The 25,442-nt window shown below is 65.7% G+C and carries 14 protein-coding genes and 2 pseudogenes; 4 read left to right on the forward strand and 12 right to left on the reverse strand.

What is annotated here, in order from left to right:
- The first annotated feature begins 29 nt into the window (after nt 1-29).
- The 4 genes from hypF to hypE are packed head-to-tail and all read left to right on the forward strand — an operon-like array spanning nt 30 to nt 4,839.
- Nucleotides 30-2,363 (forward strand): carbamoyltransferase HypF, encoded by a 2,334-nt coding sequence (hypF, locus tag U4Y88_RS30290; RefSeq protein ID WP_321788456.1) that lies wholly within the window; start codon nt 30-32, stop codon nt 2,361-2,363.
- 12 nt (nt 2,364-2,375) lie between these two features.
- A complete protein-coding gene (locus tag U4Y88_RS30295; RefSeq protein WP_224018009.1) occupies nt 2,376-2,615 on the forward strand; it encodes a HypC/HybG/HupF family hydrogenase formation chaperone in 240 nt (79 codons plus the stop codon).
- Nucleotides 2,612-3,778 carry a hydrogenase formation protein HypD gene (gene hypD, locus U4Y88_RS30300; protein WP_321788458.1) on the forward strand — a complete coding sequence of 389 codons (1,167 nt, stop codon included), beginning with the start codon at nt 2,612-2,614 and terminating at the stop codon, nt 3,776-3,778. Before U4Y88_RS30295 ends, hypD begins: the two co-directional genes overlap by 4 nt.
- Entirely contained in the window at nt 3,775-4,839 is a 1,065-nt protein-coding gene (hypE, locus tag U4Y88_RS30305) for a hydrogenase expression/formation protein HypE (protein WP_321788460.1), read from the forward strand. Before hypD ends, hypE begins: the two co-directional genes overlap by 4 nt.
- 118 nt (nt 4,840-4,957) lie before the next feature.
- On the opposite strand, the gene U4Y88_RS30310 is transcribed toward hypE, so the two are convergent.
- The 12 genes and pseudogenes from U4Y88_RS30310 to U4Y88_RS30365 all read right to left on the reverse strand — a co-directional run bounded on the left by U4Y88_RS30310 (nt 4,958) and on the right by U4Y88_RS30365 (nt 25,431).
- Nucleotides 4,958-7,537: a transglycosylase domain-containing protein gene (locus U4Y88_RS30310; protein ID WP_415774520.1), complete on the reverse strand. Its 2,580-nt coding sequence runs from the start codon at nt 7,535-7,537 to the stop codon at nt 4,958-4,960.
- 109 nt (nt 7,538-7,646) lie between these two features.
- Nucleotides 7,647-7,943: a hypothetical protein gene (locus tag U4Y88_RS30315; RefSeq protein ID WP_321788461.1), complete on the reverse strand. Its 297-nt coding sequence runs from the start codon at nt 7,941-7,943 to the stop codon at nt 7,647-7,649.
- Between the two features lie 174 nt (nt 7,944-8,117).
- Nucleotides 8,118-8,732: a flavin reductase family protein gene (locus U4Y88_RS30320; RefSeq protein WP_224018016.1), complete on the reverse strand. Its 615-nt coding sequence runs from the start codon at nt 8,730-8,732 to the stop codon at nt 8,118-8,120.
- A gap of 167 nt (nt 8,733-8,899) precedes the next feature.
- On the reverse strand, nt 8,900-10,627 hold the full coding sequence (locus U4Y88_RS30325) for a ShlB/FhaC/HecB family hemolysin secretion/activation protein (RefSeq protein WP_321788463.1): 1,728 nt from the start codon (nt 10,625-10,627) through the stop codon (nt 8,900-8,902).
- A 295-nt stretch (nt 10,628-10,922) separates the two neighbouring features.
- A pseudogene (locus U4Y88_RS30330) lies at nt 10,923-11,540 on the reverse strand (hemagglutinin repeat-containing protein); the annotation flags it as partial.
- Nucleotides 11,541-11,707: 167 nt separating this feature from the next.
- A complete protein-coding gene (locus tag U4Y88_RS30335) occupies nt 11,708-12,556 on the reverse strand; it encodes a polymorphic toxin type 22 domain-containing protein (RefSeq protein WP_321788465.1) in 849 nt (282 codons plus the stop codon).
- Between the two features lie 26 nt (nt 12,557-12,582).
- Nucleotides 12,583-12,900 (reverse strand): annotated as a pseudogene (locus U4Y88_RS30340) (hypothetical protein); the annotation flags it as partial.
- A 674-nt stretch (nt 12,901-13,574) separates the two neighbouring features.
- A complete protein-coding gene (locus tag U4Y88_RS30345) occupies nt 13,575-13,823 on the reverse strand; it encodes a hypothetical protein (protein ID WP_321788469.1) in 249 nt (82 codons plus the stop codon).
- On the reverse strand, nt 13,820-22,729 hold the full coding sequence (locus U4Y88_RS30350; protein WP_321788470.1) for a hemagglutinin repeat-containing protein: 8,910 nt from the start codon (nt 22,727-22,729) through the stop codon (nt 13,820-13,822). Before U4Y88_RS30350 ends, U4Y88_RS30345 begins: the two co-directional genes overlap by 4 nt.
- Before the next feature lie 367 nt (nt 22,730-23,096).
- Nucleotides 23,097-23,252, reverse strand: a complete 156-nt coding sequence (locus U4Y88_RS30355; RefSeq protein ID WP_167371389.1) for a hypothetical protein — start codon at nt 23,250-23,252, stop codon at nt 23,097-23,099.
- Nucleotides 23,253-23,457: 205 nt separating this feature from the next.
- Entirely contained in the window at nt 23,458-24,549 is a 1,092-nt protein-coding gene (locus U4Y88_RS30360; protein ID WP_321788472.1) for a hypothetical protein, read from the reverse strand.
- A 195-nt stretch (nt 24,550-24,744) separates the two neighbouring features.
- The gene (locus U4Y88_RS30365) at nt 24,745-25,431 is read right to left on the reverse strand and encodes an MgtC/SapB family protein (RefSeq protein WP_224018020.1); all 687 of its coding nucleotides are present in this window, start codon (nt 25,429-25,431) and stop codon (nt 24,745-24,747) included.
- Nucleotides 25,432-25,442: the final 11 nt, after the last annotated feature.

Below are 25,442 nucleotides of genomic sequence, written 5' to 3' on the forward strand. Positions count from 1 at the left end.
GCGAGGCGCGAAGCGAGGACATGACGGCGATGGAGCGAGAAAAGCTGCGCGTGAGCGGGATCGTGCAAGGCGTCGGGTTCAGGCCGTTCGTCTGGCGGCTCGCGCATCGCTTCGGCCTGGCGGGCGAGGTGCGCAACGTCGCGAGCACCGTGCAGATCGACGTGCAGGGCACGCGCACGGCGCTGCTCGCGTTTCGCGCGGCGCTCACGCAGGAAGCGCCGCCGCTCGCGCGTATCGACGCGATACATGAAGAATCGGCGATGCCACGCGAGGTCGCCGGGAATCGTGGCTTTCGCATCGCCGAAAGCGGCGAAGCACACGCGCACGATGGCGAAATGGCCATCGACAGCGCGATCTGCCCCGCCTGTCTCGCGGAGATCTTCGACGCGGGCGACCGCCGCCATCGCTACGCGCTGAACAGCTGCTGCGATTGCGGCCCGCGCTACACCGTCACGCGCAAGCTGCCGTTCGACCGCGCGAACACGAGCATGGCGCCGTTCGCGCCGTGCGCCGCCTGCGCCGCCGACTACGCCGATCCCGCGAACCGCCGCTTTCACGCCGAACTGATCGCGTGCCCGGCGTGCGGGCCGCGCCTGCGTTTCGAAGCGACGCTGGGCAGTGAGCCGATCGCGCGCGTCGCGCACACCGATCCCCTCTCTGCCGCGTGGGAAGCGATCGCGCGCGGCGGGATCGTCGCCGTCGAAGGACTCGGCGGCTTCCAGCTGATCTGCGACGCGACGCGTCCCGACGTCGTCGCGCGCCTGCGCGAGCGCAAGCGGCGACCCACGAAGCCGTTCGCGCTGCTCGCGCTCAACGCCGCTTCGGCGGCGCGCTGGATCGATTGCGACGATGCCACGCGCGCGCTGCTCGAATCGTTGGCGCGGCCCGCCGTCGTCGCCTCGCGCGCCGATGGCGGCGCACTGATCGGCGTCGCGCCCGGCCTCGCGCAACTCGGCGTCATGCTGCCGTGCACGCCGCTGCACTATCTGCTGTTCCACGAAGCGCTAGGCCGCCCGACCGGCGACGCGTGGCTTCACGCGAGCCACGGCGCGCTGCTGATCGCCACCAGCGCGAACGTCTCCGGCGAGCCGCTCGAAACCGATCCCGCGCACGCGTGCGACGCGCTCGCCGGTATCGCCGACGCGCTGCTCTTTCACGACCGCGCGATCGTCGCGCGCTGCGACGACAGCGTGCTGCTCGCCGCCGGCGCCACGCACGCGCCGATGCCGTTGCGGCGCGCGCGCGGCTACGCGCCGCGAGCGCTCGCGCTGCCGCACGCGGGGCCGTCCGTGCTCGCGCTGGGCGCGCATCTGAAAAGCACCGTCACACTCACGCACGGCGCGCGCGCGTTCGTCTCGCCCTGGCTCGGCGACCTCACGAGCGCCGCCGCCTGCGCCGCGCTCGACGACGCCGCGCACCGGCTGATCGAAGCCTGCGGCGTGCAGCCCGCCGCGCTCGCCTGCGATCTCCAGCCCGACCTCTACTCGACGCGCCTCGCCCACACGCTGGCCGCGCGCTGGAACGTGCCCGTCGTGCCGGTCCAGCATCATCACGCGCATATCGCCGCTGTGCTGGCCGAGCAGGGTCACGCGGACGCGGCGCTCGGCGTGGCGCTCGACGGCTTCGGTTACGGCGACGACGGCACGGCCTGGGGCGGCGAACTGCTGCGCGTCGAGCAAGGCCGTGCGACGCGCCTCGGCCATCTCACGCCGCTCGCGCTGCCCGGCGGCGATCTCGCGGCGCGTTCGCCCGCGCGCATGGCGCTCGCGCTGCTGCATCGGCTCGATTCGCCCGTGACGCACGCGCCGCCCGGCATGGACGCCGTCGTGGCCGCGCGTCTGCGCGCGCAACTCGCCAGCGGCTTCAACTGCCCGCCGACCACGAGCCTCGGCCGCTGGTTCGACGCCATCGCCGGACTCGCGGGCGTGTGCCCGGAACAGAGCTATAGCGGCGAAGCCGCGCTTCGCCTTGAAGCGCTGGCGCGTCCGTGCGCGCCGCTCGCGCAAGGCTGGCGCATCGACGGCGGCGATCTCGATCTCCTGCCGCTCGCGCGCTGGCTCGCCGCGCAGCACGATGCCGCGACCATCGCGAGCGTCTGGCACGCCACGCTCGGCCATGCGCTCGGCGCGTGGATCGCGCAGGCGGCGCGCGCGCAGGATCTGAACGTGGTCGCGCTCGGCGGCGGTTGCTGCGCGAACCGCGTGCTGATGCTCGCGCTCGCCGACGCGCTGCGCGCATCGAAGCTCACTGTACTCACCGCGCGTACGCTGCCCAGCGGCGACGACGCAATCAGCTACGGCCAGGCGTGGGCCGTCATTCAGCAACTCTCGTCGCCCGCATCCTTCACGCGGGCGACATCATAAGGAATCCGCATCATGTGTCTTGCGATGCCCGTCGAGGTCATCGAACTCCTGCCGGAACAGCGCGCGCGAGCGAGCGTCGATGGCGTCACGCGCGAGATCTCGCTCGCGCTCGTCGACGACGTCGTGCCCGGCGATTTCGTCCTCCTGCACGTGGGTTTCGCGATCGGCAAGCTCGACCGCGCCGCCGCCGAAGCCACGCTCGCCCAACTCGCCGAACTGGCGCGCACGCCCGACACGGGAGCCCCGTCATGAAATACGTCGACGACTTCCGCGACAGCGAACTCGCGCGCGGCATGGCAGCGCGCATCCATCGCGCCGTCGAGCGCCGCCGCCGCTATCGGCTCATGGAGTTTTGCGGCGGCCACACCCACGCCATCGCACGCTATGGGCTCACCGCGCTGCTGCCGCCGCAAATCGAGCTGATTCACGGCCCGGGCTGCCCGGTCTGCGTGCTGCCGGTCGGCCGCGTCGACAGCGCGATCGAACTCGCGCTCACGCACGGCGTCACGCTCTGCACTTACGGCGACACCTTGCGCGTGCCGGGCTCGAAGCAGATGAGTCTCTACAAGGCGCGCGCGGCGGGTGCCGATGTGCGCGTCGTTTATTCGGTATCCGAAGCATTGGCGCTCGCGAAGGCGCAGCCGCAGCGCGAGGTGGTGTTCTTCGGCATCGGCTTCGAGACCACCACGCCGCCCACGGCGCTCGCGCTCGCGCAGGCGCGCGACGCGGCGCTCGACAACTTCAGCGTCTTCTGCAACCACGTGCTGACGCCCGCCGCCATGCGCCATCTGCTGGCCGAGGACGCCGACCAGAGCGCGCGGCTCGACGGTTTCATCGGGCCGTCGCACGTGAGCACGGTGATCGGCGTCGCGCCCTATCGCGCCATTTCGCGCGATTTCGTCAAACCCGTCGTGATCGCCGGATTCGAGCCGCTCGACGTGCTGCAGGCGGTGCTGATGCTGGTCGAGCAGATCAACGAGTGCCGCGCCGACACCGAAAACCAGTTCACGCGCGCCGTGAGCGAAGCGGGCAACACACGCGCGCAGGCGCTCGTGCATGCGGCGTTCGAGCAGCGCGACAGTTTCGAATGGCGCGGCCTCGGCGCGGTGCCGCAGAGCGCGCTCGCGATTCGCCCCGAGTTCGCGCGCTGGGACGCGGAACGCCGCTACGCGCTCACGCCGCGCGTCGCCGCCGACGTCAAGACCTGCCAGTGCGGCTCGATCCTGCGCGGCTGCGCGAAGCCGAGCGACTGCAAGCTGTTCGCCACCGTCTGCACGCCCGCCACGCCGTTCGGCGCCTGCATGGTGTCGAGCGAAGGCGCGTGCGCCGCGCATTATCAGTACGGCCGCTTCGTCGCGCCCGCCCTTTCCTCCGGCCGCGCTTTCAGCCGGCTGGACGCAGCGAGATCCGCATGACGTCCGCACTCAACGCTTCTCATCAAACGCCGTTCGGCCGCGCGCTCGACCTCAAGCGCGGCCGCATCGACCTCACGCATGGCGCGGGCGGACGCGCGAGCGCGCAACTCGTCGCCGAGCTGTTCGCGCCCGCGTTCGCCAACGAGTGGCTCGCGCAAGGCAACGACCAGGCGATCGTGCCGATGCCCACGGGCCGCCTCGCACTCACCACCGACAGCCACGTGGTCGCGCCGCTGTTCTTTCCGGGCGGCGACATCGGCACGCTCGCCGTGAACGGCACCGTCAACGATCTCGCTGTGGGCGGTGCCACGCCGCTCTATCTGACCGCCGGGTTCATCCTCGAAGAAGGGCTCGCGCTCGCCGATCTCGCGCGCGTGGTGGCGTCGATGGCGCACGCCGCGCGCGCCGCGAACGTGCGCATCGTGGCGGGCGACACCAAAGTGGTCGAGCGGGGCAAGGCCGACGGCGTGTTCATCACCACGGCGGGCGTGGGCGTGGTGCCGGACGGCGTGCGGCTCGACGGCGCGCAGGCGCGTCCGGGCGACGCCGTGCTGGTGTCCGGCATGCTGGCCGAACATGGGCTCGCGGTGCTGTCGCAGCGCGAGAATCTGGGCTTCGACAGCGGCATCGTCTCCGATTGCGCGGCGCTCAACGGGCTGACGGCGGCGATGCTCGCGGCGTGTCCGTCGCTGCGGCTGATGCGCGATCCCACGCGCGGCGGCCTCGGCAACACGCTCAACGAAATCTGCGCGCAGTCGGGCGTGGGCATGCGGCTCGACGAAACCGCGCTGCCGCTGCGCGCGCCCGTGCGGGCCGCGTGCGAGTTCTACGGGCTCGATCCACTCTATATCGCGAACGAAGGCAAGCTGATCGCGGTTTGCGCCGACGAAGACGCCGACGCGCTGCTAGCGGTCATGCGCGCGCATCCGCTGGGCCGCGACGCGGCACGCATCGGCAAGGTGGTCGAAGATGCGCATCGCTTCGTCCGCCTGACGACTTCGTTCGGCGGCGAGCGTCTGGTCGACTGGCTGCACGGCGAAATGCTGCCGCGAATCTGCTGAAAATCGGCTGAAAATCGGCTGAAAATCGGCTGAAAATCGACCGAAGCCGGGTTCGACGCGCACCGCGCGTCCGCCTCATCGTGTGCGGACGCGCGGCGCAAACCGCGTCGTCAAATCGTCAATTGCTCTGCGGCGGCGTGTATTGCGCGGGCGCGCCGCCGCTCGAATCGGAATCGTCGGGCGTGGGCGTCGGCGCGAGCGAAGGCTCTTGCGGCGGATAAGGCGGCAATTGCTGCGACGCGCCCGACGGCCCGACGATCGGCGGCTCGTTCGACGACGTCGGCGTTTGCGGCGCGGTGCCGTTGAGAATCGCCGCCGCGCGCGCCGCATCCGATGCCGCCGCTGCCGAGGCCGGCGCGACCGCGGACGCCGACGAAGCCGCCGCCACGCCGCTCGACGGCGGCACTTCGGCGGGCTCCGGCGCGGTCTCGGGCGCACGCTTGATCGGCGTACTCGGGCGCGGCGCCTCGGCCTTCTCCTTCGACGCGAACAGCGTGTCCATCCACGCCTTGAGCTTGTCGCGGAACTGCTCGAACGCGCCTGGCGTGACTTCGGTATCGAAGCGCGCGCGCGGATCGATGATGCGCGAGCGGAACGCGCGCTGATAAAAGTCGCCGACGATCGGCAGCGCACTGCGCGCGCCCTGGCCCCAGTAGTCGCTGTTGAGCGTCACGCGGCCATCGTCGAAACCGACCCACGCGCCCGCCACCAGTTGCGGGTCCATCAGGATGAACCAGCCGTCCGCGTTGTCCTGCGTGGTGCCGGTCTTGCCCGCGACGTCGGCGCGAATGCCGAAGCGCGTGCGGATGCTCGAACCCGTGCCGCGATTCACGACGTCGCGCATCGTGTCGAGCAGCGTGCGGTCCGCCGACGCCGACAACGCGCGCTCGGGCGAGGCGCTGCCGAACTGCGCGAGCACCTCGCCCTTGCTGTCCTCGATGCTCGTGACCATGCGCGGCTCCAGATACTCGCCGTCGTTCGCGATGGTGCTGTACGCCGAGACCATTTCCTTGAGCGTGACCGGGCTCGTGCCGAGCGCGAGCGACGGCACCGCGTTGAGCTGGCTGTCGCGCACGCCCATCGCGCGCGCGAGACGCGCGACCTTCTCGGGGCCGACCGCCAGCATCACCTGCGCGGTGATGCGGTTGCGCGAGTACGCGAGCGCGTCGCGCAGCGTCATCGGCTTGTTGCTGGGCGGCACCTCGTCGTTCGGACGCCAGATCTCGCCGCCTTCGAGCGGCATTTCCACGGCCTGGTCGAGGATCGTGTCGGTCGGCTTCGCGCCGTTCGCGAAGGCCGCGCCGTACACGAAAGCCTTGAACGTCGAGCCCGGCTGACGGCGCGCCTGCTGCACGTGATCGAACGGCTCGTCCTGGAAGTCGCGGCTGCCCACCCACGCCTTGATCTGGCCGTCGCGCGGATCGATCGCGACGAAACCGGCCTGCACCTCGGTCTTGTCCTTGCAGAGCGTGCGCATGAACGTGCGGTTGGCCGCGAGCTGCTTGAGCGCGTCGTCGTCGTTGGCGCCGGCGTCGCGCGCGCTCTTGTAGTCGGGCGTTTCGCGCATGAAGGTCTTGAACAGATCGTTGCCCGCCGAGCAGCCGTTACGTCCGCTCCACGCGCCGTTCGCGATGCCTTGCAGCTGGTTCGCGTGCTGCTTGAGCGCGGCCGTCGCCATCGACTGGAGACGCGAATCGATCGTCGTGTGCACGACGAGACCATCGGAATAGATGTTGTAGTCGTTGCGGTCGGCCCACGCGATCAGCCATTTGCGCAGTTGCTGCGCGAAGTGCGGCGCGGGTCCGGGCGGCTCGGTCTGACGCTCGAAGTCGAGGCGCAGCGGCTGCTTCGAGAGCGTCGCGAACTGCGCGGGCGTGAGCTTGCCGTACTTCACCATCTGGCCGAGCACGGTGTTGCGGCGCGCGAGCGCGCGCTCGGGATTGATCACCGGGTTGTAGTAGGCGTTGCCCTTGAGCATGCCGGTGAGCGTCGCGGCCTGCAGGATCGTGAGCCGATCCGCCGAGACGCCGAAGTACGTGCGCGCCGCCATCTCGATGCCGAACGCGTTGTACAGGAACGGCACCGTGTTCAGATAGGTCTCGAGAATCTGCGGCTTGCTGTAGACGGCCTCGATCTTGAAGGCCGTGATCGCTTCCTTGATCTTGCGCGTGAGCGTCGGCGCGCGGCCGATTTCGTCGGGATAGAGATTGCGCGCGAGCTGCTGCGTGATGGTCGAGCCGCCCTGGCGGTCGCCCGAAAACGTGTGCAGCGCCGCGCCCGCCGTGCGCTTGAAGTCGATGCCGTGGTGTTCGTAGAAGCGGTGATCCTCGGTCGAGATCAGCGCGTCGACCATGTGCGGCGAGATCTGCGCGAGCGGCACCCATTCGCGGTTCGACGGCTTGAATTCGGCGAGCACCTTGCCGTCCGCCGAGAGAATCTGCGCGGGCCGGTCGACGCGCGCCTTGCGGATGTCGCCGATGCTCGGCGTGAACGGAATCAGCACGATCACGTAGAGCAGCAGGGCCGCCGGCAGCGCGCCGACGGCGATCAGCACGCCGCGCCGCGTCGGATGACGCAGATGATGCAGGCCGCGCGCGAGCCGCGGACGCGCGAAAGCGCAGGCGCTCGCCAGGACGGGCTGGAGACGGGAGGACAACTTCGCGACGAGATCGCGGATGAACGGCACGGAACGCTTCACGCGGGGCTTCGGGGTCGGCTGGCAAAGCGTGCATCGTACCAAAACTGCCGGACGCGGCTTTCATCGGGCCTGCGACCCCGGGCGGCGCGACGGTGCGCGCGCGGCGCGCTCAGAGGATCAGCGAGAGCGCGATGGCCATCCAGACCGCCAGCGCGCCCGCGAGAAAGACGCGGCGGGCGAGCAGAAAGCGCGTTTCGTCGCCGGGGCGCGCGGGCGAGGTGGCGAGCCACGGCACGCTCGCGAGACAGGCGAAGCCCGCCAGCGCGATCACGACGACCACGCGGTCGGCGACGCGCCACGGCGACGGCTCGTGCAGGCCCCAATAACCGAGGAAGACGATGCCGATCGAGAACATCGTCGACGCCGCCGAACTCAGTGCGACGACCGATCCGGTCGGTGTTTGCATGGCTGGCCTCCCGCGCGCCGCGCGTTGGACGGTGCGGCCATTATCGATGCGGGCGGCGGCCGGGGCAATGCGCGACGGCTCGCGCGTTCGGACGGCACGGCGGCCGGTGCCTGTGCGGCGGTCCGGCGGCCCGGCGGCCCGGCGATCCGGCGGTCCGGCGGTCCGGCAACGCGCTCAGGCCTTGGGCCGATACATCTGGAACATTTCGCCAATCTGCGCGTAGTCGGCGCGATAGCCCGCGCGCATGATCGGTTGCGCGGCGTGCGTGTCGAACAGGCCGTCCTTCAGGAAGCGCTGCTGGATGTGCACGCCGACCACCTGGCCGAGCGCGAGCCAGTTGTCCATCGGCGTGCCGTCGAGCGTGTGCAGGCGAATGACCTGCAAAAGTTTGCATTCGAGCGCTGCCGGCGCTTCGGCGACGTGCGGCACCGCCACGTTGCGGCCCGGCGCGGGCGTGAGACCCGAGAGCGCGAACTCGTCGACATCGGCGGAAACGGGCGCGGAGCTGCGGTTCATCTGCTCGGCCAGCGGGCGCGAAGCGAGATTCCAGACGAACTCGCCGGTTGCCTCGATATTGGCGATGCTGTCCTTGCGACCCTCACTGCTGAATCCGATGATCGACGGGAACGAGGAGAACGCGCCGAAGAAACTGTAGGGCGCGAGGTTGAGCACGCCCTCGGACGATTGGCTCGAGATCCAGCCGATCAGACGCGGCGCGACGATCGCCTTGAACGGATCGTGCGGCAGGCCGTGGCCCGCGGCGGGGTCGTAGAAGTAGGTTTCGGACATGGTCGTGTGGCAGGTTTGATGCGGACCACACTATGACACGATGTCCGGCGGCTTGCTGGCAGGGCTTCGGCGGACGAAAGCACCGGGACGGGACACGTGACTTGCAATATTTTCGGCGCCAGCGCGACGGCGTGTTGTTTTTACAAGCCACTTGTCGAGGGGGCGCTTCAGAACTGCGCCGTCAACTGCATGCCGAGCGTCCAGCGCGCGCTCGGGAAGCCCTCGGGTTTATAGATCGGCGTGCCGGCGAAGACGTCGTAGCTGAAGCCCGCGTATTTCGCCGGGATGCCGCCCCGCAAGCCGATCACCGCGCCCGCGAGTTGCGTGCCCGCGAGATACGCCGTGCCGGGGCCGTAGACGTGGCCGTAGTCGATCCCCGCGTAGAGCGTCTGCCCCGTCTGAAACACGGGCCATTGCAGTTCGTTGCGCCAGTAAAAACCGCGCTCGGCGGCGAGCATCGTCTCGCCATCGAAGCCACGCACCGTGTAGCGACTGCCGATCGTCAGGTCGTCGATATAGAACAGCGCGTCGTTCGTGAACTGGCCGTGGACGGTTCCCACGTAGGCGAAGCGCTGCGAGCCGATCGCGAACGGCACCGAGAGATTCGCGTCGAGCACGGCCATGTGGAAGCGGTAAGTGGGACCGTCTGAATACGGGTCCGGCGTTGCGCCAAGTCCGCCGATGCCTTGACGGTACGCGAGCGTGCCGTCGAACTGCGCCGCGCCAAAATAGTGACGGTCGGTCGCGCCGAGTTCGAGGAACGTGTTGTTGCGCGCCTGCGTGGGGATGGTCGTATCGTCGATGAAGCTGTCGCCGAAACGCTTCGATAGCTGCACGTAGCCGCCCAGCACATTGCTCTGGCCGCGCGAGATCACGCGTGCGAGGCGCAGCGCCGCCGTCTGCGAATTGCCGCTCGATACGAACGTCTGGTTCACGCCCGCGATGTTCTGGTAGTAGGTGTTCGTGTTGCCCGAGAGCGTGGCAGTCCAGTAGCCCCACGGGATCGAATACGAACCGTTGAAACCATGCGAGCCGAGCGATTTGTTGCCGAACGAGAGATCCTGATTCGCGCCCACGTTGAAGATGTCGTTCAGGCCCAGCGGATTATCGATGCCGAGGCTGACACTGCCCTGCCACTTGCCGGTGGCATCGGTGCCCGAGTTGTCCACCGAAGCGACGAAGGTCCATGGCTTCCTGCGCCTGACGGTCACGACGACGTCGCTCTCGCCGGGGGTGTCCGTCGGCTCGATCTGCATGTCGGCGTCCTGGCTCGCGACGCGCTTCATCTGCTCGAGACCCTGCTCCAGATCGCGCAGATTCAGCAGGTCGCCGCTGTCGGTGGGAAATGCGGTTTTCCATGTGCCCCACAGGGCGGGATCGGCCAGGCGCACCTGACGCACGACGCCCGGGACGAGTGCGAATTTCATGACGCCCGAGGTCAGATCCTGCTCGGGCATCAGCACGCGTGTGGTGATGTAGCCGCGCGAGAGGATCAGCTGTTGCAGGCCTTTCACGAGGACGTCCAGCCCGGCCTTGCCGATGCATTGCCCCTGGTAGTGGGCGAGCCATTCGTGCCCAAACGCGAACGGATCTTGCGGTAATGCGGAAGCGCCCTGCTTTTGTATCGACGCGGGCAATGTGGGCGGCACGTCGAGCGTGAAGGTGTCGATGCGGAAACAGGGGGTTTCCTGCGGCAGATCGGGGTATCCCTGCGCATGCGGTACGGTCGAGCGCACAGCGGGCGCCTGCACGGCGGCCTCGCGTTGTTGCGCGTTGAGACGCTGTTGCTGCATCTGTTCGGTTTCGATGCCCCCCTGGCTCTGCGCCGGTGCGTTGGGCGCGAGCGTGACAAGGGCCGTGAGCGGCAACGCCGCCAGCCTGTTTCGAATCTTCATTTCGTTGATTGGGTGTGGGAAATCACGCCTTTTTTATTTGGATTACTTATTGATTGAGGTGAAATCCTGTTTGGGGTTGGTTCGGGTTCTGCGACTTTTTGTTGCGCTTCGGATTGTGGTGGTTAGCTGCGGATATTGATTGCCGCGAATCGCCGTGATAATTCATTCCACGCCGATTCGATTGCAGTATCGCCGCATCTCATTTCAATGGTTTCGTTTTTTTTGCGTGACGGGTGGGTCTGTGGGAGGGGTGGGGAAGGATCGATTGGCGGTCGCCGGCATTCACGTCTTTCAGTGTTAAGTTGCCGTTCGTGTTCGTCGTGCCGCGGCTCAGGATCGCTACGTCCTGAGTCGGGTGCGCGCCATTCGTAATGTTGATCGGGACAGCACTGATCACGCTGCTATCGCCGCTTTCGTGCTGCGAAATCATCGGCGGCACGTCGCCCGCATTGCTCACCGAGCCCGGCCCGGCCGACTTGCCTGTCGCGCCAACGCCTGCTCCTATGCTGCCGCCATTGCTGTTCGCAGCGTAGTGCGAGTGGTTTTCGATATCGTCAAACGTAAGCGTCCCGGTCGTCAAGCTATTCTTCGACGCATCCGCCGTGCTGGAAATCACCGCACCCGTGAGCGCCGTATCCCCCTTCACATTGATATCGAAACCACCGTCACGCGCATTAATCCCGGCCTGCTCGTTCACACCCGCATAGCTGCCGTCGGCATGACCGTTTTGCGCACTAAAGCTCGCGCTGCCGCCTCCCTGGCTGATCGTGAAGCCACCGCCCACGCTGCTCTGGTGCGCCGCGCTATTGGTCACATCCTGCACACTCGCGACATTCAGATTCCCGCCCACATCCGCGACCACCTTGCCGCCGTTCACCTGCGACCCGACGATGTTCGTATCGCCGCCGCTGATACCAGGCCGTCATCACGCACGCCTGAATAGCACTGCAAACAACATACCCGGCGCAAGGCTGAGTTTATTGTTTCAATGTGCCAGAACGAGTTTATAAATCCAGATGCCGGCAATCAGAGTAAATCCAATAACGATGGCAACCCAGTAGATTGTCTTTTGACCTTTACTCAACTTCTCGTATTGGCCCGGTTTAAACGATGGTCCAGCCATATCGGCCCTCTACTTTTCATGTCAAACTCATAACTAATGGGATTCACTGCGGTACCCGGCGGGAAGCTAAGACCATACTCAATGGAGGTTTGTCCACCATACGCATGACTGACCCCACCGCCTGCACCAATGGCAGGAAAGCCAGGAACAGGTACGAACGTTGACGCATTAGCACCGCCACCGGCCAAGTACGAGCTAATACCTTCTGCGCCGCCTCCACCAAGAATACTCACGAACGTCACGGAAAGCCCGGGCTTCAACGAATACGTGGGGATGGGCTTACCAAGCGCCCAACTTCCAAATGTATCGCCGTTGTGCAGGTTAACTACTACGCCGCCTGAAGCGATATAGATGTTGCCTTGGATCGACACATAGTCTGGAGACATTGCCCCAAGTGCAAGTTGTGCGTTGTCCCCCTGCACCTGAATCGCCGCATTCAGAACCGTTTCGTTGCACTGCCCGGTTGCCGGACACACCTGCGCAACCAGATCGTTCTTCTTCCGGTGCATGGCCTGGTTATAGAGCTCGACGTTCGATGCCGTGGCTGCGCCCGCTCCGCCTCCGACCAGCGCGCCGCCGACACCTGCCACAACATTCGCAGCCAGATTGCCGAGCAGTTCGGAACCTGTCGCTGATCCCACTCCCTTATAGATATCGTCGAGTTGTTTCGCCATCGCTGCCGACACGCCCGCACCCGCCGTACCCCCAACTGCCGCGCCCGCAAGACCCGAAGCAATATTCCCGGCCAGGTTGCCAATCAGCGAGGAACCCGTCGCGCCCGATACCGAGTCGCTGAACGCCTTCATCTGGTCAGCCAGCTTCGAGGATAGTCGCCCGCCGTGCCGCCAATGGCTCCGAATGCGCTACCGCCACCGAGCCCACCGATCAGCGCACCGCCCGCTACATGCAGGCCCGCTCGCGCATCGCCACCTTCGCGCCAGTTGTTGTAGTCGGTCGCCGCTGCCGCCATGCCTTCGCTGTCGCCACGTTTCTGCGCAGCATCGTAGGCCGCTGCTGCGTCATCACGTTTCTTGTCCGCATACGCGTCGATTCCCTGCGATACCACCTGCCCCGCAGCCTGCGCCGCCGCCATCGTGTCGGCCTGCTGGTTCAGGATGTTGTTCACGTCCGGCGTCTTTGCAACCGTGCCGAATCAGCACGCAGTTTGGCGCGTGGATCACCATCTCCCTTACAACAACCCTGGATGCCGCGGGTTTGTTAGTTTTTTTATATCTCTATGCACACTTTTCCAAGTCGGACCGCGCAATCTCGATAATTTTCAGAAACTCTGCAAGACTGAACTTCATTCTTACACTCTCAGGCAAAACATACAGATCAGCCAGGAATTCGATTTCCATCTTCTCATTCCCATGCTCTTTATCTAAACCACAGAGCCGCTGACCGTTGAAGCTTATCTCTGCGATAAGGTGCTCGCGCTCCATATCGCTAACGAAGTCGATACTAAATCCAGCCACTCTATTCACCTTATTTCCCTGGATCCAAGAATCCAGAGAACAAGCCATCGGCATTAAATCTTACTCCCCGCCCATTTGGCAAACGGAATTCAACGCCACCGCGTGAGAGGCTCGTCTGAGTTGTAGACGGATCGTTTAAGATCCTGATTCACAAACTCGTTTGCGGCGGCATTTTTATCGGCAATGGAGCCCGTAAGTGGCTCAAAGGTGCCATTGGGAAGGCCAGCATGCTTGTCCCACGCTCTCGCAGCAGCGGACAGCGATGATGTTCGTATCGCCGCCGGAGACGCCCCGTGACGCTGTTCGCGCCATTCACATGCCCGGCTGCGGCCGGGTTGATTGTTTGTGACTACATAGACGCTTCTTCGTCAGCTATCGCCTTCGGCAAGAACTCTCGGCCACGCATCGCAATCTCATCCCATTGCTCGACGGACAGCGCAACATTATTACCACTTACATAAAAAGTAAAAGCAAGCTGCTTTTTCTCGGTGACACCTATTTCCATAAATGGATTGCTTTCCCCATCCATATAAACGCAGATGTACGGATACAAACTGTTGATGTCACCAACTTTCTCGAAGACTAAACCGTAACTCATTTCTGTAACCCTCTAAACCCGATGAACTCGCCTGAAGTTGTCCAGCTAGCTGCCCGACCATCAGGAAGCGTGTACGTAACCCAGCCATCCGGATATCTGCCCCCAGCACCTGTGGTCTTTGTGCCATTTTGCAGGATATCTTGCACCGCATTCGCCGCAAGCTCATTCAATTGCGCGTCACTTCGATAGGCTTGCCTTAAATCTTGTGTAGAGTCGAAGCCGAAGTATTCAGGATGTTTAGTCACGGCGCGACCAGCATTTGTTATCGCCTGTCCATCCTTGAATGGTTGGTTTGCCGCGCTTTCAAGATCGTTAACGTTACCGTTGTTCGCGGAGGACTGACCATCGCCACCGCTGTTAAAGATCGCATTACCCGGCCCATACCCCGCCACCGAACTTCCAGATGATATCCCGGCACCCGCTGCGTGTCCCACCGCCGAATCCACCAGCACCGCACCCGGACTAGCAGCGGGCGGACCACCGCCGCCCATACCTACGATCGCACCCAGTCCATTCGCAATGCCTTGCATCGCCAGATCGAACAGCGACGGCGACTTCCTTCCCGTGTCGCCCGTCAACTGTCTTTCATCATCCATCGACTGGTTATACAGGTGCACATTCGACGCCATCGCCGCGCCCGCCGTACCGCCGACCACAGCGCCGCCTACGCCCGCGGCAATGTTCGCGGCAAGATTGCCGATCAGGTCCGACCCTGTCGCTGACGCTACACCCTTCGAGAGATCGTTCAATGAGCCGGCCATCTTCGACGCCAGTCCCGCGCCGGCCGCGCCGCCAATCGTGCTGAATGCGCTACCGCCACCGAGCCCGCCAATCAGCGCGCCGCCCGCAACGTGCAGTTCGGCGCGCGAATCGCCGCCTTCCTTCCAGTTGTTGTAGTCGGCCGCCGCTGCCGCCATGCCTTCGCTGTCGCCACGTTTCTGCGCAGCATCGTAGGCCGCCGCCGCATCGTCCCGCTTCTTGTCCGCATACGCGCCAATCCCCTGCGCCACCACCTGCCCCGCCGCCTGCGCGGCCTGCATCATGTCGGCCTGCTGGTTCAAGATGTTGTTCACGTCCGGCGTCTTTGCAACCGTGCCGTTCGTGTTCGCCGTGTCGCGGCTCAGGCTCGCCACATCCTGCGTCTGATGCGCGTCATCCGTAAGGTTGATCGTGCCAACACTGATCGCGCTGCGCGTGGTCGCGCTGCTATCACCGCTATCGTTCTGCGAAATCATCGGCGTCACCCCGCCCGAGCCGCTCACCGAGCCCGGGCCGACCGCCTTGCCTGTGTTCGGGCCGACGCCCACACCTGCACTGATGCCGTTGCTGTTTGCGCTGTAGTGCGACTGGTTCTGGATGTCGCTGAAAGTGAGCGTGCCGGTCGTCAGGCTGTTCTTCGACTCGTCCGCCGTGCTCGATATCACGCCGCCAGTCAGGCCGGTGTTGCCCTTGACGTTGACGTTGAATCCGCCTTCGCCCGCATTGATCCCCGCCTGTTCGTTCACGCCCGCATAGTTCGCATCGGCATGGCCGTTCTGCGCGCTGAAGCTCGCGCTGCCGCCGCCCTGGCTGATGGTGAACCCGCCGCCCGTACTGCTCTGGTGCGCGGCGCTGTTCGTCACGTCCTGAACGCTCGTGATGTTCAGGTTGCCTCCCACGTCGGCCGCGATCTGTTTGCCGTTCACCTGCGAGCCGATGATATTCGTATCGCCGCCCGATATCACCGTGACGCTGTTCGCACCGTTCACATGCGACGCATTCTGGATCGACGCATCGCTGTTTGCATCGCCATGCGCGTTCGACATCGCAGCGGAGACGCCAAAGCCGCCGCCAAGCGTGTACTGCACGCCAATGCTCGCGCTGCTGGAACTGTTCGAGCTACGCGTCGAATCCGTGTCGGTCGTGTTGATGACGTTGACCTGGTTCTTCGCGGCAAGCACCACATCGTTCGCGTTCACATTCGAACCGGCGATCGTGACGTTGCCGCTACCCGGCGTACCGTCGCCCGTCGCGAAGAACGCGGCGGTGCCACCCGCCGTCACGCTGGAGCCGCGCTGCGCCGTCTGATCTTCGGACGACTGGCTCTGGCTCTTGCTCGAACCGATGCTGACCTTGATACCAATGTCTGGCTTGCCGCCACCGGCCGCGCTCGCTGCCGCCATGCCTGTCAGCGCAACATCGCCAGCGGCGGCGATACTGTGTAGCGCCGCCGCACGATCGTTACCCGTGCTGGTGGAATTCTTTGCTGCCTGACTTTCGGAATACGCGTTGTTGATCGCATCGCCCACCGAACCGGCGAGCCCAATCGTCACGCCGCTGCTGCTGGTCTTTTGTGACTGCGCCTGGTGCGCGGTATCGGTCGCGGAATCGATGATGATGTTCGACGCCATACCCGTCACGTTGCCGCCCGCCACAACGTCACTGCCGGTCACATGCAGCGTGTTTCCCGCCTGGATCGACAGGTCGCCGTTGATCGAGCCGACCGTGCTCGCATTGTTCGTGACGCTCGACGCCTCGTTCGTGGTCGCGAGCTTGTTCGTGCCGACCGTGACGGTCAGGCCGCTCGTCCCCAGGCCCGTGCGCTTTTCCTGGTAGCTGCTGGACGACTGCATGGTGTCCTGCGTCGTCGTGATGTTCACGTCATGCGCGGCACTAAGCGCAACATCGTTCGTGCCCACAATCGTGCTGCCCGCGACGTTGATGTCCTTGCCGCTGCTGATCACAACGCCGTCCGCAGAAACCATGCTGCCCTGTGACAGGGTGGCGGTCGTGTTGCTCGAACTCGCCACTTCCTTGCCGCTCACGACGTTGCTGTGCTTGTGCTGCTCCTGTTCGTTGTCGACGTGCGTTTCGGTCGCCGCGCCAATGTTGACGTTGCCCACCGCCGCGAGCGTGGCGGTGCCCTTGTCGAGACTGATCGCGCTGCCCGTCACGTTGATATCCTTGCCCGATGCAACGGTCAGCGAGTCACCCGCGTTGAGCGTCGTCGCAGTCAGCGTGTCATCGGACCGATGCAACGACTCCGAGTAACTGCCATGACCATCGCTGCCCGCGCTGTTCGAATCGATCGTCGAAGTCGCCTTCGCTGCATCAAGCGTCACATTGCCCTTCGCCGCGATCGTCCCGCCGCCTTTCAGATCGAGATTCGCACCGCTCGCCGTGAGATCGCCGCCCACGCCGATCACCGACACACCGCCCACCTTCACGCTACTGCCGGTCACGCTGTTGATATTCGTATCCGACACGCCATTGGCGCGCTCGACCACCTTGTGCTCGCCGGTCTGCACCGTGCCGATGTTGTAGTCGCCGCCCACGGCCATGCCGAGGTTGCCGCCGACGTTCAGATTGCCGCCATGCTGCTCGACGTTACCGCCCGTCACGATCGCGGCATCGCCCGCCACGTTCAGCGTCGCGATGGAGCCCAGCGTCGTCGTGGTGCGCGTCGCGCCCGTCGCGCTCACCTGATTGAGCGTCTTCGTCGCCGTATCGAGAACGAGGTTGCCGCCGGCATTGAGCGCAAGACTGCCCGCGTTCACGGTCGCTGAAGTCAGATCCACATTGCCCTTCGTCGTCAGCGCCATGAGCCCGCCGCTTTGCAGCGTGCCGAACGCGTTGTTGATCGACTGCCCGTCGATCTTCATCGCGTTCGTGGCCTGCACCGTGCCGCTATTCGTGAACGTCTGCGCGTTCCGCAGATCGATATCGGTTGCCGCGATCAGCGGGCCGTTCATGTTCTGCTGGCTCGACTTCGCGAGATAGACGACCGGCACCAGCACGGACTGTCCATCGACGATCTGCGTCTGCATGATGATCACGTTGCTCGTCAGCGATGCCACCTGCTCCGGCGACAGGCTCATGCCCAGCGGCAGATTCAGCGACTGCGACAGCGACGCGCCCGCCGTCATCAGCGATTCGTACATCGATTGCAGATCGGTGTACGGCCCGAGCACGGCCTTGCCGGTCAGCGACGTGATCTGGTTACGCACGAGTTGCTGCTCGTAGAAGCCATCGCCGAGCCGCTTTTCGGTGATCTGCGGATTCAATCCGAGTTGCTGGAGGTAGTAATCGCTCGAAATGAACGACTTCTGGCTCGTGAAGGCCGGGTTCGTTTCGATCAGATAGTTCACGCCAGGCGTGCTCACGGGCCGGAACAAGCCGCCTTGGGGAATCGTCAGGTTTTGCAGCACGTTCAGCGCAGTCGCGCTCGCAATGACCGGATCGACGATGACCGGGCCGCCCTTGACCGAAGCGGTGCCGCCCTTCGCGCCGCTCGCGCTGCCGCTCACCGCGCCGATACTCACACCCGACAGCGCCTGGCCCGCGACGATCCCGAGCGGCGGTACGCCCGCATTGCCCGCCGTGTTATCGATGCTGATGCCCGAACCGGAGAGCGTGCCGCCCGCCCCGAAGCTCGATTCATACGAAGGCAGCGCGTAGTCGCGGATATCGGCGGGCGCGGCCTGCGTATAGCCGCCCGGACGGGAGCCACTGAACGGCGCATTGCCGAACGGCAGCGTCCAGTCCGCAATGCTGTGGTCATAGTTCGTGTAGTGGTAGTAGCCCGAGTACGTGACCTCCACGCCCGGCGCGGACTGCCCTTGCCAGCTGTTCTGGTCGAGCGTCACGGGCGCGGCGATATTGCCGGCGGCCGCCACCGCGCTCCAGTAGTTCTGGAACAGGCCCACCTGCGACGCGTCGAGGTTGCCCCCGGACACGATCTGCGCCTGCGGGCTGATGCCCGCGATCAGGTTCGCCACCGCCACGCCCGTATAGGTCGTGTACTGATAGCCGCTGTTCCACTGGCCGCCGCCGGGCGGCTGGATATACGCACCACCAATCGCGTTCGGGTCACCCTGCTTTGCCCAGCCGACATACGGATGACCCGCAGAGCACGCGTTCATGTCGATGGCCGTGCAACCCGACAGGCTGATGCCAAGCTGCTCCAGCAGCGCGGGATCGACCGGCTGGTTCAGGCCCGTCGTCGTCATGCTCGTGCGCGTGTTCGTGACCTGACCGGCGTGCAGTTCCATGTCGCCCGCCGACTCCACCAGCGCCGACTGATTGCGGATCAGCGCGGCGTTCGCGTAGCTGCCGTCCGCGTTCTTGCCGCCCGCCAGCACGACCTTGCCGAGCCCGTAGATCGCGGTGGTGGCCTGCGTGTCGGTCGCGGTGGTGTCGTCGCGGTTCTCGATGTCGTTCGCGAGCAGTTCGAGCGTGCCGTCGCTGTCGGTCGCGCCGATCAGCGCGGTCGGGCCGATGTTGGCGATCGTGCTGCTCGCGTTCAGCGAGACACTGCCGCCCACGATGACGCCCGTGTTGATCAGCGAATTCGAATGCGTGACGACGGTACCGCCCGCCATCATCGTGCCGCTGTTTGCGATATCGCCTGCGTCGATGCCGAGCTTATTCGCCGCTTCCAGCAGCGCGGCGTTCGTGAACGTCCCCGGCAGCGTGAAGCTCAGGTCGTGGCCGGCGTTGAACTGCACGTCGGGCGTGGGCGCGAAGTCGCCCTGGAGGCTGATCGCGACGTCGTTGGCCGCGCTGTAGGTGCCGCCGCCCACGAGCGTCGCGCCGCTCACCGCGAGGTCGTGCGTCGCGCCGATCTGGCCGCGGGTGTTGTCGATCGCGCCCGTGGTGGTCACGGCGACATCGCCGCCCGCACCCGCGAAAGTGCCGATCGCTCCGCCGGTGTTGTCGAGCGTGCCGCCTTGCACGCTGACATTCGCGCCGCTGACCTGGCCGCCCTGGCTGTTGACGATGGCGGACGCGTTCACCCCCACCGAGCCATTCCCCGTAATCTGGCCGCCGGTATTGACGAGCGCGCTGCCGCCCTGAACGCGGGTGTCGCCCGTGCCGAGATTGCCGATGACGCCCTCGGTGTCGTCGATCGACGCGGCCTGCACGACAAGCGTGCTGACGTCGCCCGCCGCGCCCGATCCCGACCGGATCTGGCCGTTGGCATTCCACAATGTTCCACCGCTCGTGAGCGTGGCGGACGAGAGCCCGCGCACCACGCCCCGCGTGTTGTTCAGAACGCCCGCAATCGTCGCCGAGAGATAGCCCTGCGCGGCCAGCACGCCGGACGTGTTGTCCAGGCTCCGCGCCTTCGCGACCAGCTGCCCCGCCGTGATGATCCTGCCGCTCGCGTTCGAGATCGCGCCCGTGCCGTTGCCCGGCGCAATCGTGAACGTGCCGGTTCCCGCGTGAAGAATCGAGCCGCCGTTGTTGTTCAGCGACCAGGGCGTGAGCGAGAAATCGGCGCTGTTGGTCTGGAGCGTGCCGCCCGACGAGTTGTCGAAGGTGCCGCTGAGGTTCAGGCCCATCGGCGACGCGCCGTATTGCGTGATCGTGCCGCCGTGGTTCAGCAGGTCGATCGCGGAGAGATCGAGCTGGTTCGCCTCGATATCGCCGCCGCTGTTGTCGAGCGTGCTGCGGGTCGTGATGGCGAGATTCGGCGCGACAATCGAGCCGCCGTTGTTCGTCATCGAACCGGTGTGGATCGCCGCATTCGCGCCCGCGCCGATCTGGCCGCCGTCGTTCGCGAGCGTGCCGCTGGTGAGGCTCAGGTCCGTGTTCGAGAGCAGCTTGCCGCCCGTATTGTTCAGCGCGCCCGCGACGTCTGCAGTGACGCCGCTCTGTGCGCTGACAATGCCCGCCGCGTTGTTGAACGCCGTCGCGCGGGCCGCGGCCTGACCGTTGCTGATGATCGTGCCGCGCGCGTTCGACAGACCGCCGGCGTTCACCGCGAGCGTCCCCGTGCCGGCGTGCGTGATCGCACCGGCATCGTTGCTCACCGATGCGCCCGTCACGGTCAGAGTCGTCGCGTTCGACGCGATCTGCCCGCCGTTCGAGTTATCGAGCTTGCCGCCCGCGCTGATGGTCTGCGCACTCGCGCCCGTCTGCGTGATCGTGCCGCTCTGATTGACGAGATCGCCTGGCGTCGAAATCGACACGGCATGGCCGGCGATCGCGCCCTTCGTGTTGTCGATGGATGCGCCCGTAGCCGTCACGGTCGTCGCCGAGAGCGAGCCGCCCACGTTAGCAAGCGCGCCGCTCGCCGTCGCGGTCAACGCATCGCCCGCGCTCATCGATCCGGCGTTGCTCAGGCTCCATGCGCTCAAGACGGCGTTGTGAAGCGCGCTCACCTGGCCCGCATTCGTGAACGTGTAGGCGCTGATCTGCACGTTGCCGTTGCCGCCGATCACGCCGCCCAAACCGTTGAGCAACGTCCCGGTCAGCCCGAGGTTGAGGCCGTCGCCGTTCAGCGACGTGATGCGGCCCGCCGTATTGTCCAGCGACGCGCCGGACAGCGTGAGGCCCGCCGCGCTTTGCATCGTGCCCTGACGATTGTCGATGGCTGCGCCGCGCACCTGTATCGCGCCCTGCGAGACGAACACGCCGCTCTGGTTCGACAGGTCGGCCGCCGCCGTGGCGTTCAGCGCACCTTGCGCCGACACATTGCCGCCCTGATTGGACAGCCTGCCCGCGACGAGCGTCACCGCGCCGCCCGCGAGCGCGCCGTGGTCGTTGATGAGCGCGCCAGTTGCACGCGCATTCAACGCGCCGTTTGCGCTCGTCGTCGCGCCCGCGAGGTTCAGGTCGCCCGCGTTGGCGGCGAGCGTGAGATTGCCGTTCGCGGCCGTCTCGCTGCCCGCGAGATTGACCGCCGCACCGGCGAGCGTCGCATCGCCACCCGAGACGTTATGGCCCGTCGCGACAAGCGCCCCCGACGACGCGACGTTCAGATTCGCCGCCACATTCGCGACGCCATCGCCGTTCACGCCCGCACCGAGCGCGCCGGTCGAGTTCACCGCGCCCGCGCCCACATCGAGCGCGCCTTGCGCGGCCAGCGTGCCGCTGTTCGCGAGGTCGCCCGCGGTATTCGCGGCAAGCGCCCCCTGCGCGTAGGTGGTTCCGGTATTCGTGATCCCCGTGTTCGAGTTGAGCACGACGTTCCCGCTCGCGGTCGTCCTGCCCGCGAGCGTGACGCGCCCATCGGCGTTCAGCGTGAAGTCACCCGCCTGCGCCGCGATCACGCCTGCATTCGAGACACCGACCCCATGCTCATTCGAGGCGAGCAGAATCTTTCCGGCGTACATGCCGCCCAACTGGCTCACGTCGATGGACACCGGGGACGGCGCGCCATTGCCCGCAATTGGCGTGGCGGCGAGCGTGTCGTGATTGATGTGGTTCGCGCCCGCGACGACGTTCAGGCTGTTGGCGTAGATCGCCGCATTGACCTGCACCGCACGCGCCAGCAGATCCACCTGATCCACGTTCGACGCGTTAAAGCCCGCGCCCTGCACCGTGATATTGCCGCCCGTGACGTTATAGCCCGTGAGCGCGCCATTGGCATCGAATTGCGGGATCCCCGTCGTCAATACCGCGCGCGAAGTATTGATGAAGTTGCCGCCATTCACGGAAATACCGGACGGATTCGCCAGCACCACCGTGGCACGTTGACCCGCGACTTCGAGCGGCCCGTTAAATTGCGACGGATTCGCGCTATTGACCTGATTGACGATAATCCGCGCCGATTGCCCCGGCCCGTAATTCGGATTGCCGTTGATCTTTCCGCCGAGTTGCGTGCCGGTTATCGTCGGTGAATTATTGAGAATCGCCCCGCGCTGATTCACGTCGAACTGGCTATACGTGTTCATCGACACGCCCGCGCCACCCGGACGATTGACGTTCACCTGCGGCAATCCGTTCGCCGTATTGATGACGTTCGGCGCGTGCGCGCCGGATGGCACGATCTGCGCGTGCGCCATCAACGGCGCGAGCAACAGGACAATCGCCGCTACAGCCGCTTCACCGCTGTGCTTGCCGCAGGATGTTGCCGTTTCCTCCACGGCCACCAGCATGCCGCGCGCGCGGCTCCATACCAGTCTGTAGCGTTGATTCATGATTCGGATTTCTGATTAATATGACGAAACAACATCATGCTAATCAGCGATCCATGGCGAAAATGGCAAAAATCGTCAAATGTCGCGGGGAATCACACAGCTGGATTAACGCAGAACAAACACGGCATCAGAATAGAATAAATACGAGCGACATTGATTCGAGATGTCGTCATGCATTCCAATTTAAATCGCTATCCTTATTAATTTTCTCGCGAGAGTTGGCACTTAATCGCTGATCGGGCCAATAGCCGATCGCGCCCCCAATGCAAAAAGCCGGCTCTCTTTCGAGAGCCGGCTTTGTACGGCGTGTTCTGTGCAGATGAGGCGCGCCCTACGCGGCGCCTCGATTGCCTTCGGACCGTTCGACTTAGTCGCGCGGCAGGCCGAAAGGCGTGTACTGCGAGCGGCGGATGCGTTCGGCTTCGCGGTGACGCGCTGCGTACGAATAGTCAGCATCCATCGGCAGATACGGCGACGCGAAGAGGTCGCTCACCTTTTGGATCAGTGCGAGGATATAGCTCATGGCGACTCCCGGTTGGTTTGGCGTTAAGGGTTTTCCCTGACAGAAACGATTATAGGGTTTTCCCTAGGCCAACGCTAGTGCGATGCAGCAAAAAAACTGCGGCAGCGCGTCGCATAGGCAATTTCGCATGCCTATGCGTTGCGTCAAGGCAACACATAGGCATCCTGTGATTTAGGGGTCGAAAAGAAAAGGTCGCGAGACGGGCCTAGCGCGCGGTCTGCTGGGAATGCGCGTGCGCTTTGGTCCGGCTCGTGGCGTGCGCGGCTGCGCGCTCGGCGGGCTTCGCCGCGCGCTTCACATGGCGCGGCTCGGCCGGTGCGGCCGGTTTGCTGACCGGCGCGGGCGCGGGTGCGGGCGGAGCGACCGCGGCGACCGGCGCGGCGGCAGCAGCCGCGAGTTGCGCCGACATGGCGTCCAGCGAGGCCTGCTGCTTCTGCATCTGCACCTCGATGCGCTGCTGCTGCGCCAGGTTATCGGACGACAGCGTCGCGATCATCAGCGTCTGGGCGATCGCCACGACCACCGTGACGGCCAGCGCCGTCACCGCCGCGATGAGCATCCACTTCGTCCGGCGCGCCTGTGCGGCGAGCGCCGCGACGGTGTCGGCGCGCCAGGCGGCCAGCGCGGGTTCGGGACTCGCGGCCGGTTTGAAATCCGAGGCGGAGTCGAAGCTCGCGGCGGCCGCAGCCGCGCCCGTTGCCGGGGCGAAGGGCACGAACGGCTCCCAGCCCGGCGCGGCCGGGTCGATCGGCGACGCGGTTTGGGCGGAAGCAACCGGCGGCGCGAAATCGAAGGGCTCGGCGCGCGCATCCACGGCGGGGGTGGCGGGAGGCGTCTGCGCTTCGCCAGCAGGCTCAGCCGCAGCAGAAACCGGCATGGGCGCAGGAGAAAGCACCGCCGCAAACACTGGCTCGACGCGCGGCGCATCCACACCGAACGCGCCCGCTCCGGCCTCCGCCATCGGCGTCATCGGCGCTTTCGGACGCGCGGCCCGCCGCGCGGCAGGCGTGGGCGTGGATGAGGACGACGACGCGCTTGCAGGCGAAAGCCGCGGCGCGCGCAGGCTCACGGCCTCCGGCGACGCCGCCTCGGCGCCAGCAGACGCCGTAGGATCCGCCGCGCCGTCGTCCGGGCTATCGCCGAACAGGTCGAGCGTGCTCAATTCGCGCGCATCGGGCGTTTGCGGATCGGGGGATTCGAGGGATTGCGCCGGGCTGCGACGCCGGGAAGCTGCGCCGCGTGACGCGCGCTCGGGACTCGACAGTCCGTTGTCTGCTTGATTGACGGGTTCGGCCATGGATCAACGACAGGGCTTGCATCTTATTGACTTCGCGTCGCACGGCCGTCCCGCCTGGCCGCAGTGCGACAGCCGCGCTCGCTCCTCGGGCGCCCGTGGTCTCATCGGTCGCGCGCCCATGGGCAGCCATCTTATCCGCAAACGTTCGCCCTGTCCCCCTGGCCAATATGAAACATGCGTGACGCATGCGTTCGATCAGCTTTGCGGTCCGTCCTCGCGGAACTCTCTCACCACGGGCAGCTTCTTCAGCGCGTCGCAAATCGACAGGTATTCGGGCGACGAGACGCGGCTCAGCACGATCATCACCTCGTCGAGTTCGGGCGAGTCGTCGCTTTGCTGGACCACGAACTGCTTGACGCGCGGGCTGGAGACGCCGAGCGCGTCGTGCAGCGAATGGAACGTGAGCGCGCCGCGATCAACCAGCAGCGAGATGCGGCGGCGCTGCCGGAACGTGATGAAGCGCCGTTCGAGCGGCTTGAGGCCCGCGAGGATGATGAGGATGATCACGGTCGCCGCGATCGACGCCGTATAGAGCCCGCCGCCCACCGCGAGGCCGATGGCCGCGACCGACCAGAGGCTCGCGGCGGTCGTCAGGCCGCGCACGATCTCGCCGCGTAACAGGATCGAGCCCGCGCCCAGGAAGCCGATGCCCGAGACCACCTGCGCCGCCATCCGCGACGGGTCGAGCACGACGTGCTCGCCGTTGATCACGTCCGCGAAGCCGAACGCCGAGACGATCATGATGAGCGCCGAGCCCACGCACACGAGCATGTGCGTGCGCAGCCCGGCCGCCCACGAGAGCCGCTCGCGCTCGAAGCCGATCACGCTGCCCAGCAGCGCGGCCATCACGAGGCGCGCGACGATTTCCCAGTTGTTGATCATGGTATTGCTCT

This window comes from Paraburkholderia sp. J94 (genome assembly GCF_905220285.1).
Classification (GTDB): Bacteria; Pseudomonadota; Gammaproteobacteria; order Burkholderiales; family Burkholderiaceae; genus Paraburkholderia; species Paraburkholderia tropica_A.

What these genes read in the sequence shown, in the direction of transcription:
- hypF (WP_321788456.1), top strand. Translation starts at nt 30, where the DNA reads ATGGAGCGAGAAAAGCTGCGCGTGAGCGGGATCGTGCAAGGCGTCGGG.
- hypE (WP_321788460.1), top strand. Translation starts at nt 3,775, where the DNA reads ATGACGTCCGCACTCAACGCTTCTCATCAAACGCCGTTCGGCCGCGCG.
- U4Y88_RS30295 (WP_224018009.1), top strand. Translation starts at nt 2,376, where the DNA reads ATGTGTCTTGCGATGCCCGTCGAGGTCATCGAACTCCTGCCGGAACAG.
- U4Y88_RS30360 (WP_321788472.1), bottom strand. Translation starts at nt 24,549, where the DNA reads ATGGCCGAACCCGTCAATCAAGCAGACAACGGACTGTCGAGTCCCGAG.
- U4Y88_RS30350 (WP_321788470.1), bottom strand. Translation starts at nt 22,729, where the DNA reads ATGAATCAACGCTACAGACTGGTATGGAGCCGCGCGCGCGGCATGCTG.
- U4Y88_RS30320 (WP_224018016.1), bottom strand. Translation starts at nt 8,732, where the DNA reads ATGTCCGAAACCTACTTCTACGACCCCGCCGCGGGCCACGGCCTGCCG.
- hypD (WP_321788458.1), top strand. Translation starts at nt 2,612, where the DNA reads ATGAAATACGTCGACGACTTCCGCGACAGCGAACTCGCGCGCGGCATG.
- U4Y88_RS30345 (WP_321788469.1), bottom strand. Translation starts at nt 13,823, where the DNA reads ATGAGTTACGGTTTAGTCTTCGAGAAAGTTGGTGACATCAACAGTTTG.
- U4Y88_RS30315 (WP_321788461.1), bottom strand. Translation starts at nt 7,943, where the DNA reads ATGCAAACACCGACCGGATCGGTCGTCGCACTGAGTTCGGCGGCGTCG.
- U4Y88_RS30325 (WP_321788463.1), bottom strand. Translation starts at nt 10,627, where the DNA reads ATGAAGATTCGAAACAGGCTGGCGGCGTTGCCGCTCACGGCCCTTGTC.
- U4Y88_RS30365 (WP_224018020.1), bottom strand. Translation starts at nt 25,431, where the DNA reads ATGATCAACAACTGGGAAATCGTCGCGCGCCTCGTGATGGCCGCGCTG.
- U4Y88_RS30335 (WP_321788465.1), bottom strand. Translation starts at nt 12,556, where the DNA reads ATGAAGGCGTTCAGCGACTCGGTATCGGGCGCGACGGGTTCCTCGCTG.
- U4Y88_RS30355 (WP_167371389.1), bottom strand. Translation starts at nt 23,252, where the DNA reads ATGAGCTATATCCTCGCACTGATCCAAAAGGTGAGCGACCTCTTCGCG.